This is a genomic window from Streptomyces sp. NPDC021080, assembly GCF_044333225.1.
Classification (GTDB): Bacteria; Actinomycetota; Actinomycetes; order Streptomycetales; family Streptomycetaceae; genus Streptomyces.
In genome coordinates this window covers 251,808-264,329 of sequence record NZ_JBIRQM010000005.1, presented here as the reverse complement: position 1 = coordinate 264,329, position 12,522 = coordinate 251,808, and the positions used below count along the sequence as shown (strand labels likewise).

Sequence of the window (12,522 nt, the reverse complement as noted above, 5' to 3'; positions counted from 1 at the left end):
CCCCGGGGCCCCCCTGCGCCCCGGCCCGGCCCGGCGCCCCGGCGGGCCCCGGGGTGCTCGGCCCGGGGGGCCCCCCGGGGGGGCGGGGGGGGGGGGCCCCGGGGGGCCCGCCGCACGTCGCCGGGCCGGCTATCCGGCCGTGCCGCCGCCCGGGTTCTGCGGGCCGCCCGGGACCGTCTCCGGGCTCCGGGCCAGACGGCTGTGCGTGCGTCCGTAGAGGAAGTAGACGACGATGCCGATCACCATCCACACCGCGAACCGCAGCCAGGTCTCCGCCGGCAGGTTCAGCATCAGCCACAGCGTCGCGAGGACCGACAGGATCGGCACCCACGGCACCCACGGGGTGCGGAAGGCGCGGGGCAGGTCGGGGCGGGTGCGGCGCAGGACGACGACGCCGACCGCGACCACGATGAAGGCGAAGAGCGTGCCGATGTTGACCAGCTCGGCGAGCTCGCTGAGGGTGGTGAAGCCCGCGAGGATCGCGATGATCACGCCGAGCAGGATGGTCGGCCGGTGCGGGGTGCGGAACTTCGGGTGGACGCGGGAGAAGAACCGCGGCAGCAGTCCGTCGCGGCTCATCGCGAAGAAGACCCGGGTCTGGCCGAGCAGCAGGATCATGCAGACCGTGGTCAGTCCGACGGCGGCGCCGAAGCTGATGACGCCCGCGTACCAGGGGTGCCCGGTGGCCTTGAACGCGTCGGCGAGCGGTGCGTCGATGGACAGTTCGGTGTACTTCTGCATGCCGGTGACCACGATCGACACCAGGACGTAGAGCGTGGTGCAGATGACGAGCGAGCCGAGGATGCCGCGCGGCATGTCCCGCTGCGGGTTCTTCGTCTCCTCGGCAGCCGTCGCGACCACGTCGAAGCCGATGAAGGCGAAGAACACGACGGAGGCCGCGGTGAAGATGCCCATCACGCCGAAGTTGGTCGGTGCCCAGCCGAACATGATCTGGATCAGCGGCGACTTGATGCCGCTGCCCGCCTCCACGTTCTGCGCCGGGGGGATGAACGGCGAGTAGTTCTTGCCCTCGATGAAGAAGGCGCCCGCGATGATCACGATCAGCACGACGGTGACCTTGATCGCGACGACCAGCGTGGTGATCCTGGCGGAGAGCTTCACGCCGATGACGAGGATGGCGGTGAGCACCAGCACCAGCGCGGCGGCGAGGATGTCGAAGCCGAAGCCCTTGGCCCCGTCACGCCCGCTGAGCGACTCGGGCATGTGCCAGCCCGCGTTGTCCATCAGCGAGCGCACGTAGCCGGACCAGCCGACGGCCACCACCGCCGTGCCGAGCGCGAACTCCAGGACCAGGTCCCAGCCGATGATCCAGGCGGGCAGCTCGCCCAGGGAGGCGTAGGAGAACGTGTACGCGGATCCCGCGACCGGGACCGTGGAGGCGAACTCCGCGTAACAGAGCGCCGCCAGCGCGCAGGCCACACCCGCGGCGACGAAGGCCAGCGAGACACCCGGTCCCGCGTTCTCCTTGGCCACCTTGCCGGTGAGGACGAAGATGCCGGTGCCGATGATGACCCCGACACCGAAGACGGTGAGGTCCAGAGCCGACAGCGACTTCTTGAGCGCGTGCTCCGGCTCCTCGGTGTCCAGGATCGATTGTTCAACCCTTTTCGTCCTGAAGAGGGTGTTGCTCACGGACGTACCTCCCACGCTTGTCGTCCTCGACATGATCGAGAGGGCAGGTAGCACGTATCCCCCGGCACGACCCTTTTCACGCAGATGGGCCGGTTTCACCACCCGTACAGGGTGCTGAAACCGGCCCATCGGCCGTGCGGGGAGGCGTCAGTCGCGCGCAGGCTGTACGGCGTCCACGGTCTGCGCGTCGGCGCCGTCGAAGCGGCCGTCGAGCTTGGAGACGAGGCCGGTGACCTGCCGGGCGATGTCCGGCGCGGTCAGCCCGATCTCGGCCATGACCTCGGCGCGGGAGGCGTGGTCGAGGAAGCGCGGCGGGATGCCGAAGTCGCGCAGCGGCATGTCGACGCCCGCGTCGCGCAGGGCCTGCGCGACGGCGGAGCCGACACCGCCGACCCGGGAGTTGTCCTCGACGGTGACGACCACGCGGTGCCGCTCGGCGAGCGGCGCCATGGCCTCGTCCACCGGCTTGACCCAGCGCGGGTCGACGACGGTGGTGGAGATGCCCTGCCGGTCCAGCAGGGCGGCGATCTCCAGGCACATCGGGGCGAGCGCGCCGACGGAGACCAGCAGCACGTCGGGCGTGTCGGTGCCGGGCTCCCGCAGGACGTCCATGCCGCCGATCCGGCCCACGGCGGGGACGGCCGGGCCGACCGCGCCCTTGGAGAAGCGCACCACGGTGGGTGCGTCCTTCACCTCGACGGCCTCGCGCAGCTGGGCGCGGACCTGGTCGGCGTCGCGCGGGGCGGCGAGCCTGAGGCCCGGGACGACCTGGAGGATGGACATGTCCCACATGCCGTTGTGCGAGGCGCCGTCGGTGCCGGTGACGCCCGCGCGGTCCAGGACGAACGTGACGCCGCACTTGTGCAGGGCCACGTCCATCAGGACCTGGTCGAAGGCGCGGTTGAGGAAGGTCGCGTAGACGGCGAAGACGGGGTGCAGTCCGCCAGTGGCGAGCCCCGCCGCGGAGACGGCGGCGTGCTGCTCGGCGATACCGACGTCGTACACCCGCTTGGGGAACGCCTTGGCGAACCGGTCGAGGCCGACCGGCTGGAGCATCGCCGCGGTGATCGCGACGATGTCCTCGCGCTCCTTGCCGAGCGCGACCATCTCCTCGCCGAAGACGGAGGTCCAGTCGGCGCCGGAGGAGGCGATCGGCAGGCCCGTGTCCGGGTGGATCTTGCCGACGGCGTGGAAGCGGTCCGCCTCGTCCTGGAGGGCCGGCTGGTAGCCGCGGCCCTTCTCGGTGAGGCAGTGCACGATGACCGGGCCGCCGAAGCGCTTGGCGCGGGCGAGCGCCGACTCCAGGGCCTCGATGTCGTGGCCGTCGATCGGGCCGACGTACTTCAGGCCGAGGTCCTCGAACATGCCCTGCGGGGCGATGAAGTCCTTCAGGCCCTTCTTCGCGCCGTGCAGGGTCTCGTAGAGCGGCTTGCCGACGACCGGGGTGCGCTCCAGGAGGTCCTTGCCGCGGGCCAGGAAGCGCTCGTAGCCGTCGGTGGTGCGCAGGGTCGCCAGGTGGTTCGCGAGGCCGCCGATGGTCGGCGCGTACGAACGCTCGTTGTCGTTGACGACGATGATCAGCGGGCGGTCCTTGGCGTCGGCGATGTTGTTCAGCGCCTCCCAGGCCATGCCGCCGGTGAGCGCGCCGTCACCGATGACGGCGACCACGTGGTCGTTCCTGCCGAGGACCTCGTTCGCCTTCGCCAGTCCGTCGGCCCAGCCGAGGACGGTGGAGGCGTGCGAGTTCTCGATGACGTCGTGCTCGGACTCGGCCTGCGCGGGGTAGCCGGACAGGCCGCCCTTCATCTTCAGCCGGGAGAAGTCCTGGCGGCCGGTGAGCAGCTTGTGGACGTAGGACTGGTGGCCCGTGTCCCACAGCACCCTGTCCTTCGGTGACTCGAAGACGCGGTGCAGGGCGATGGTCAGCTCCACGACCCCGAGGTTGGGGCCGAGATGGCCCCCGGTCTTGGAGACCGCGTCGACGAGGAAGGTCCTGATCTCCCCGGCCAGCTGGTCGAGCTGCTCCAGGGTGAGCCGGTCCAGATCGCGCGGTCCCGTGATGCGGGTCAGCAGCGCCACCCGTGCCTCCTTGCAGTGATCGAGCTGTTGCCGGGTTCGTCGAGTCTAATGTTCCGTCTTTTCGGGCGCGGGCCGGGCCTGGCGATCCACGCCACACGAACGGCCCAACCGGACGGGAACACGCGTTCTCGTCCGGACGTGGCTGCGCCCGGCACCGCGACGGATGCCGGACGTGACTGTGCCCGGCGCCGCCGGGCGCCGGGCACAGGATCGTCCGCCTGGACACCGTCGCGGTGTACCGCGACGGCGCCCTGCGGGATGTTACGCGCGTCCCGCGGCCTTCTGGCTCTTGCGCGAGACGGAGTCGATGACGACCGCGCCCAGGAGCACCGCACCAGTGATCATGTACTGGATGGAGGTGTTCATGTTGAGCAGGTCGAGACCGGTCTGGATCGACTGGATGACCAGCATGCCCAGGAGGGCCGACCAAACGTTTCCGCGGCCACCGAAGAGGCTCGTACCACCGATGACGGCCGCCGCGATGGCGAGCATCAGGGTGTTGCCGCCGCCGGCGTTCAGCGTGGCGCTCGCGGTCTGTCCGGCGAAGAACATACCGCCGATGGCAGCGAAGGCGCCGGAGATGGCGAAGACGCTGATACGGACCATGGAGACGCTGATACCGGAGCGTCGGGCCGCCTCGATGCCACCGCCGACCGCGAAGATCTTACGGCCGTACGTGGTGCGGCGCAGGATGAAGTCGACGATCACCAGGGAGATCAGGAAGATCACCAGGGCGTTGGAGACACCGGAGGCGTTGTTGAGCACGGCCGCGGAGACGAAGGCCGCCACGGCGAGTGCGGTGACGCGCAGCAGGATCTCGCTGGTGGGCCGGAAGGGCACACCGGCGGCCTTGCGGCGGCGCTGGTCCATGAACGAACCGACGAGCATCGACAAGACGGCGAGGCCGGCCAGGATGTAGGCGCCGACGACGGCCTGGTCCATGAAGAAGGAGCTCTGGCCGAGCAGGTGCACCGGGCCGCTGTCGGACGGGATGTTGATGGTGCCGCTCGAACCGAGCAGCCACAGCATCAGACCGCTCCAGCCCAGGAAGCCGGCCAGCGTCACGACGAAGGCGGGAACGCCGATCTTGGCGAAGAACCAGCCCTGGAGCGCGCCGATGGCGGCGCCGACGGCGATGGTCAGGACCAGGGCCAGCCACGGGTTCATGCTGTGGTTGACCACGAACACCGCGAAGACCGTGGACGCGAGGCCGCTGACCGAGCCGACGGAGAGGTCGATCTCACCGAGCAGCAGGACGAACACCAGGCCGATGGCCAGCATGCCGGTGGCCGACATGAAGTAGCTGATGTTCGACAGGTTGTCGGCGCTCAGGAACCGGGAGTTCTGGGTCTGGAAGATCGTCCAGATGACGACCAGACCGACGAAGACCGGCAGCGAGCCCAGCTCGCCGCCCTTGATCTTGCGCTTGAACTCGGTGACGTAGCCCTTGAAGCCCTCTTCGCGGACCAGCAGGCGCGGGTCGACGACGGACACGGGCGCGGCGGTGGGGTCGCTGGCGGGCGCGACGGTGGTCTGGTGCTCCACCTCCGCCTCCGCCTTGGAAACCTTGGACGTGTCGCTCACTTTGCGGCCTCCGTGCTGCGACGCCCCGCACGACGGGTCACGGCGTTTTCCGTGGCTCCGGTGATCGCGGCGATGATCTCTTCGTGGCTGGTGTCCTTCACGGAGAAGGAGCCGTTGTTCTTGCCCAGGCGCAGGACGGCGACGGTGTCCGCGACGGCCTTCACATCGGCCATGTTGTGGCTGATGAGGATGACGCCGAGACCGCGCTCGCGCAGCCGCTCGACCAGGTCGAGGACCTGCGCGGTCTGCTCGACACCGAGGGCGGCGGTCGGCTCGTCGAGGATGACGACCTTGGGGTCACCGATGAGAGCGCGGGCGATGGCCACGACCTGGCGCTGACCGCCGGAAAGGCTCGCGATCGGGATGCGCACGCTCGGGATGCGGATGGAGAGCGTGCTCAGCAGCTCGCGCGCCTTCTGCTCCATGGTCACCTCGTCGAGGACGCCGCGGTGCAGCAGCTCCCGACCGAGGTAGAGGTTGCCGACGACATCGAGGTTGTCGCACAGCGCGAGGTCCTGGTAGACCGTCGCGACGCCGAGTCCCTGGGCGTCGTGCGGCTTGTTGATGCTGACGGCCTGGCCGTCCCACTCGATGACGCCCTCATCGATGGGGTGAACACCCGCGATCGTCTTGACCAGGGTGGACTTTCCTGCACCGTTGTCGCCCACCAGGGCGACCACTTCTCCGGCGTGAACCTCGAGCTCGACATCGGTGAGAGCCTGAACCGCACCGAATCGCTTTGAGACTCCGCGCAACGCCAGCACGGGCGTAGCGGACACGTGAACCATCTCCTTCGCCGCCTGACCGGCGGGGATGCCGCGCTCGAACAAACCGGCGCGGAAGACTGTGCAAAAAAGCACAAGATTACATAATGAACATGCGCGAATCCGCTGCACTTCGCAACGGTTCCATCCGACGCCCGCCCCGCAGCGGGGTATGAAGGTGGGACAGGCGTCGGACAGGTTCACGGGACCGCCCGGGGGCGGTCACGGCCGCCCGGGGGCGGTTGCGAATCGGGCGGCTACTCGTTGTGCGAGTAGTCGCCCGAGACGAAGGTGCTTACTGGAGGCCGGCAGCCTTGCAGGCCTTGGCGAAGTCCGCGGTGCAGATGTCGGAGACCTTGTACAGGCCGTCCTTGATCACCGTGTCCTTGATGTTGGCCTTGGTGACCGAGACCGGGACGAGCAGCTGCGAGGGGACCTTGTCGCCGGAGCCGCTGGTCAGCGTCTGGTTGGCGAGGGTCTTGATGTCCTTGCCCTCGAGCAGGTTGACCGCGAGCTGGGCAGCGGCGTCCGCCTCCGGCTTGAAGGCCTTGTAGACCGTGGAGGACTGGGTGCCGGCGACGAGGCGCTGGATACCCGCGAGCTCCGCGTCCTGACCCGTCAGCGGGATGCCGCTGATCTTCGCACCCTTGAGGGTGTTCGCGATGCCACCGGCCATGCCGTCGTTGGCGGAGTAGACGCCCGCGATGTTCTTGGCACCGAGCTGCGTGATGGCGGCGGACATCTTCTGAGCGGCGACGGTGTCCTTCCAGAGACCGGACTGCTCGTAGGCGATGTCGACCTTGCCGTCGAGGGCCTTGTGGGCACCCGCCTTGAACTGACCGGCGTTCGGGTCGGCGTCGTCACCGTTGATCATGACGATCTTCGACTTCTTGGTCGCCTTGGAGCCGAGCGAGGTGAGCAGCGCCTGGCCCTGGAGCTCGCCGACCTTCTCGTTGTCGAAGGAGACGTACGCCGAGACCGGACCCTGGGCGAGACGGTCGTACGCGACGACCTTGATGCCCTTGTTGACCGCGGTCTGGATCGAGGACTTGATGGCAGCCGAGTCCTGAGCGCTGATCACGAGGACCTTGACGCCCTGGGTGATCATGGTGCTGACCTGCTGGGCCTGCTTGGCGGCGTCGCCGGCCGCGTTCGCGTACTGGACCTTGCAGTCCGGGCACAGCTCCTTGACCTTGCTCTCGAAGAGCGGGTGGTCGAACTTCTCGTAGCGAGCGGTGACGCTGTCGGGGAGCAGGAGACCGATGGTCTTGCTGCCCGAGGAGGAGGAGCTGCTGCTGTCGCTGGAGCTCTTGTCGCCGGCCTTGCCACAGGCGGCCACCGAAAGGGCCATGGAAACAGCGGCGGTGCCGATGACGACTCTGCGCATCGTGTTGTTCATTGGTGGTGCCTCCCTGACAGGGTCGCAACGCTGCGACCGAGGTGGGTTGGAGTCAACTCGGCCGCCCGTGCGACGTCAAGAAGTAAATACTTAACGGGTTGGCAACGGCGTGTTTCGTTCTCTAAGTGAAGGCAGGAGCAGCGGACGCCAACGACCCGTCCAAAAGGGTCGAATCACCCATCTCGCTGAGCGCGAGAGCGAGTGCTCCGAGCACCTCCGCACGGCCCCCGAGAGCCCCTGGGAGCACCGAGAGTTGACGTGCGGCACTGGGGATCGCATAGCGGCCCACAGACTCCCTGATGGGCCCGAGAACAAGCTCCCCGGCCTCGGCGAGATCGCCGCCGAGGACCACCCTGCTCGGGTTCAGCAAATTACAGAGGTTCGCGACTCCACTGCCGATATGTCGGCCGACGTCAGCGATCACTCGACGGCAGCCCGGATCTCCGTCCCGCGCCAGCCTGACCACGCCTTCCATGGTCAGATCGGTGCCGTGACTGGACTGGAGGAGCGGCAGTACGTAGCGCGCCGCCGCAAAGGTCTCCAGGCAGCCCCGGTTGCCGCAGCGGCAGACCGGGCCGGATTCATCAAGTGTAATATGTCCGATTTCACCCGCCGTACCACCGGGACCGCGGTAGATCTTGCCCTCTATCACCAGGCCGGCGCCGACCCCGCTGGCGACCTTGATGTACGCGAGATCCCTGACCCCTCGCCCGCTGCCCCAGACCATCTCGCCGAGCGCGCCCAGATTGGCGTCGTTGTCCACGTGGACGGGCACGCCGAGCCGCCCCCGCAGCTCCTCGGCGGGCCTGGCGCCGGTCCAGCCCGGCAGGATCGAGGTGGACCCCAGGGTGCCCGATTCCACGTCGATGGGGCCCGGCACGCCGAGCCCCACACCCGCGATCTTGGAGCGGTCAACACCTGTTGCCTCGATCAGGCGGCTGACCAGTTCCTCGGCCCGGTCGAAGCCCTGCGCGGCGGAGGCGTCCACGTCCAGCGGCTCGGACTCCTCGGCCAGCACCTGATGGGCCAGGTTCCCGACCGCGACGCGCAGATGCGTGTGCCCGAAGTCGACACCGATGACGATGCCGGCGTCCCCGCTCAAGGACACGCTGCGCGCCCTGCGGCCGCCGGCCGAAGTGGGCGTGACCTCGACCGTTCCCCCGTCCTTGAGTTCACGGACGATATTGGAAACGGTCGCGGCCGACAGGCCCGTCGCCCTCGCGATCTCCGCCTGCGTCAGCGAACCGGCCAGCCGCACCGCCCGCACGACGCGCTCCAGATTGGCCCGGTGCAGCGAAGACTGCGACCCCGGAGTCTCCATCGACTCATCCACTCCTGCCCATAGCCGGGCGGCCCCGATGCCGCCCGTGTGACCTGGGTCACGTCAACGGGACCCGGTCACTTACAAGTTGTGAACTCCAAGCTCCGCTGAACGGGTTACCGCAGTCAAGTCCTTGACGGAAATCAGGTCCACCCGGTCGCGTTCGACCTCCAACCTCACCCGGACGCACGTACGCCACCCCCGGGACGGGAGTGGCGCATGTGACGGACGGGACGATTCGTTACTTGAGCGTCGCCGAAGTGAGACCCGCCTGGACCTGGCGCTGGAAGGACAGGTAGACGATCAGCATGGGGATCATGGCGATCGTCACGCCGGCGAACAGGACGGGCAGGTCGGTGGCGTACCCCTGCTGCTGCTGGAGCTGGATGAGTCCCTGGGTCAGGACGTAGCGCTCCGGGTCCGAACTGGTCTGCGGCTGCATCAGCACCGAGGGCAGGATGTACTGGTTCCACTGGCCCAGCACGTTGAAGATGCCGACGCTGAGCAGTCCGGGCTTGGCCATGGGCAGCATGACCTGGAAGAACGCCCGGGTGTGCGAGGCCCCGTCGAGCACCGCCGCCTCGAAGACCGCCGTGGGCAGCGTCCGGAAGAAGGCGTGCATGAAGAACACGGTGAACGGCAGCGAGTAGGCCACGTACACCAGGACCAGGCCTTGGTAGGTGTTCAGCATGTCGAGTCGCTTGACCATGAAGAACAGCGGCACCAGGGCCAGGAAGACGGGGAACATGGCCCCGCCGACGAAGAAGTAGTAGATGAGCCGGTTGCCCGGGAACTCGTAGCGGGCCAGTACGTACGCCGCCATCGCGCCGAGCAGCATGGTCAGCGGGACCGAGAACACCAGGACGATCAGGGTGTTGGCGAAGTAGTCGCCGATGCCCTTGTGCCAGGCCCGGGCGAAGACGTCGAGCTGCCAGTTCGAGGGCCAGCCGAGGGCGGAGCCGCCGATCTGCGCGTCGGTCTTGAAGGAGCTCAGGACCAGCCACAGCAGCGGCAGGATGATGAGGATCGCCCAGAGGGCGAGGAAGCCGTGCGAGAAGACGTTGAGGGCCATGCCCTCGGTGCGCTTGTCACCCGGCCGGGGCGGGGCCTTCCGCGCGTTTCGCTGCGGGGGTACTGCGGCGCCGTCGACCTTCGCCGGCTCCGTCATGGGTGCGCTCATAATCGTGTCTCCCGCTCAGAACTCGATGCGCTCGCGGCGGGTGGCGCGCAGCGTGACCACGGACAGGACCAGGGTGAGAAGGAGCATGACGACGCCCATTGCACAGGCGTAGCCGCTCTTTCCGAAGTAGAGGAAGTTGCGCATCATGACGTTCGCCATGACCTCGCTGTGGTGGTCGGGGCCGCCGCCGTAGCCGGTGCCCTGGGTCGTGGTCGAGACCAGGACGAACATGTCCATCGCGATGATGCCCAGATAGACCCAGGCGGTCTGCACCGTGTCCCACAGCAGGGGCAGGGTGACCCGGAAGAAGGTGTGGGTGCGGCTCGCGCCGTCCAGCAGCGCGGCCTCGTAGATGTCCTTCGGGATGGACTGCATGGCCGCGGAGAACAGCACGAGATAGAAGCCGACGCCGTGCCAGACGACGACCGCCATCAGGCACCAGAGCACCAGGTTGGGCTCGTTCATCCACTCGATGGGGTTGTTCGCGTCGACCAGGCCGAGCTTGATGAGCAGGCCGTTGAGCAGACCGCCGCTGTCACTGCGGTAGAGGGCTCCGAAGAGCACCGCGACGATCGCGAGCGACAGCACCTGCGGGAAGAAGTACACGATCTTGTAGAAGCGTGAGCCCGTGACGCCCTGGACGCCGCCGGCGCCACCCCGCCCGCCCGCGTTCACCATGAAGGCGAAGAAGAGGGCGAGCAGGATGGTGATCACCGGGATGAACACCAGGAACAGGATGTTGTGCCAGATCGCTTCGAGGAATACGTCGTCCTGGAACAACGCCTTGTAATTGTCCAGGCCGACGAAACCGAACGTCTGCGACTGGCCCTTCCAGTCGGTGAAGGAGTAACCGATGGTCTGTAGGTAAGGCCAGATCACGAAGATCAGATACAGCGCCAAAGGTGCGAGGAGAAACCCCGCGACGAACCGGTACTGCCCTTTTCGCATGGCATCCTGCCCTGGTGTTCCGGATGTGCGCGGCCCGGGCGTTCCGGGCGTGCGTGACCCCGATGTTCCGGGTTTTACCTGATCAGTCGCGGTGGTTCTTCTTGGAGGCCGGGTCCTTGGCCGCCTTGTCGACCGCCGCCTGCGCGCGCTTCAGCCATTCCTTCGGCTGGATGCGCTTGGACATCAGCTCGTTGGACGCGTTCTGGATGGCCACGTCCATCTCGCTGTACCAGTTGGGGTACAGGTAGTTGAAGGAGTTGTCGCCGGCCGCCTTGGACGCCTCGACCGTGGACTGCGTACCGGGACGCAGCTGCACGCCGTCGGACACGGCGTCCTTGAGGATGGTGAGCGAGTTGGCCTTCTGGGCGAAGATCGTCGACCATTCCTTGGAGAGCATGGAGCGCATGAACTCCTGGGCCTCGGGCAGGTTCGCGGCCTTCGCCGGGATGATGAACGGCTCGCCGGAGCCGGCCCGGATCGCCTCGAACGGCAGCTTGTCGCCCGGCAGGCTGGGCATCGGCATGAACTTCATGTCGAAGTCGGCCGGGGTCTGCTTGAGCTGCTCGTTCTCCAGCCAGGAGCCACAGGTGATGAACGCGGCCTTGTACTGGTTCCACCGGGTCTGCGACTCGGTGTGGGTCAGGCCGTTGGTGCCGGCCATCAGGTAGCCCTTTTCCACGACCTCGTAGATGGCCTCGATGGCCGCCTTCGCGGCGTCGGAGCCGACGAACGCCTTGGGGTCGAGGTTGTCGATCGCCTTCATGGCGTCCAGACCGCCGTGCTTGGCGATCAGGTCCATGATGGCGACGTTGATGTAGTACGGGTACTTGCCCTGGTGGGCGAGGCCGCCGATGCCCTGCGACTTGGCGTCCTTGCAGATGGCGAGGAAGTCGTCCCAGGTCTTGGGCACCTCCCAGCCCTTCTCCTTGAAGAGCTTGCCGGAGTACCACAACCCCCACACCGTGTAGATGTAGTTGAGGGAGACGACCTTGCCGCCCTGCAGGCCCGGGTCGAGCGTGCCCGGGATCAGCGTGTCGCGGACCTTCTTCGACGGGTCGTCGATGGAGGGGGCGTCGAGGACCGCGGCCAGGTCGAGGAGCTGACCGTTCTTGTAGAGCACGTCCAGCTTGATCTGCTGGGCACCCGAGTCGTCGATGATGTCCGGCGGGTTGCCGCCGTTGAAGCGCGGCTGGAGCTTGCCGGTGATCTCCTGGGTACCCGTGTGGGCGCTCTTGCTGCCCCACTTCTTGTCGAACGCCGCTTCCCACGCCTTGGCGTAGTCGTCGCCGTAGCCGCCCTTGAAGACGACGACGTCGAGCTTGCCGCCGCCCTTCTTCACACCGAAGGGGTTGTCCTTGCTGGTCTTGCCGGTGCCCTTGTCACTCGACTTGTCGTCACCGCCGCCGCTCGCACACGCGGACAGGAAGCTCATGGTCGGGACAGTGATCAAGCCAAGTGCGGCCGACCTCTTGATGAGGTCGCGACGGCCGACACCTTCGGGGCTGCTGTTCTCGGCGGAAGTGGATCCCATGCTCAAGTCCTCGCCTTCTCCAGGACTCAGGCGGTGAACCGGATCCTCCCCGGCACCGCGGTC

The 12,522-nt window shown here is 67.5% G+C and carries 9 protein-coding genes; all 9 read right to left on the bottom strand.

From position 1 onward, the window contains the following. Positions 1–129: 129 nt before the first annotated feature. The gene (locus ACH4S8_RS14395) at positions 130–1,653 is read right to left on the bottom strand and encodes an amino acid permease (RefSeq protein ID WP_398393573.1); all 1,524 of its coding nucleotides are present in this window, start codon (positions 1,651–1,653) and stop codon (positions 130–132) included. A 147-nt stretch (positions 1,654–1,800) separates the two neighbouring features. After that, positions 1,801–3,732, bottom strand: a complete 1,932-nt coding sequence (gene dxs, locus ACH4S8_RS14390; RefSeq protein WP_398393571.1) for a 1-deoxy-D-xylulose-5-phosphate synthase — start codon at positions 3,730–3,732, stop codon at positions 1,801–1,803. A 261-nt stretch (positions 3,733–3,993) separates the two neighbouring features. Further along, a complete protein-coding gene (locus tag ACH4S8_RS14385) occupies positions 3,994–5,316 on the bottom strand; it encodes a sugar ABC transporter permease (protein WP_398393569.1) in 1,323 nt (440 codons plus the stop codon). Continuing rightward, positions 5,313–6,104, bottom strand: coding sequence for an ATP-binding cassette domain-containing protein (locus ACH4S8_RS14380; RefSeq protein ID WP_339135838.1), 792 nt, complete (start codon positions 6,102–6,104; stop codon positions 5,313–5,315). Before ACH4S8_RS14380 ends, ACH4S8_RS14385 begins: the two co-directional genes overlap by 4 nt. Positions 6,105–6,375: 271 nt before the next feature. Then, on the bottom strand, positions 6,376–7,479 hold the full coding sequence (locus ACH4S8_RS14375) for a sugar ABC transporter substrate-binding protein (protein ID WP_398393567.1): 1,104 nt from the start codon (positions 7,477–7,479) through the stop codon (positions 6,376–6,378). Between the two features lie 121 nt (positions 7,480–7,600). Further along, positions 7,601–8,800 carry an ROK family protein gene (locus ACH4S8_RS14370; protein WP_398393565.1) on the bottom strand — a complete coding sequence of 400 codons (1,200 nt, stop codon included), beginning with the start codon at positions 8,798–8,800 and terminating at the stop codon, positions 7,601–7,603. Between the two features lie 241 nt (positions 8,801–9,041). Beyond that, entirely contained in the window at positions 9,042–9,980 is a 939-nt protein-coding gene (locus ACH4S8_RS14365; RefSeq protein ID WP_398393563.1) for a carbohydrate ABC transporter permease, read from the bottom strand. A gap of 15 nt (positions 9,981–9,995) precedes the next feature. Next, a complete protein-coding gene (locus tag ACH4S8_RS14360; protein ID WP_398393561.1) occupies positions 9,996–10,928 on the bottom strand; it encodes a carbohydrate ABC transporter permease in 933 nt (310 codons plus the stop codon). Between the two features lie 82 nt (positions 10,929–11,010). Next, on the bottom strand, positions 11,011–12,459 hold the full coding sequence (gene ngcE / locus ACH4S8_RS14355; protein WP_398393559.1) for an N-acetylglucosamine/diacetylchitobiose ABC transporter substrate-binding protein: 1,449 nt from the start codon (positions 12,457–12,459) through the stop codon (positions 11,011–11,013). Positions 12,460–12,522 lie beyond the last annotated feature (63 nt).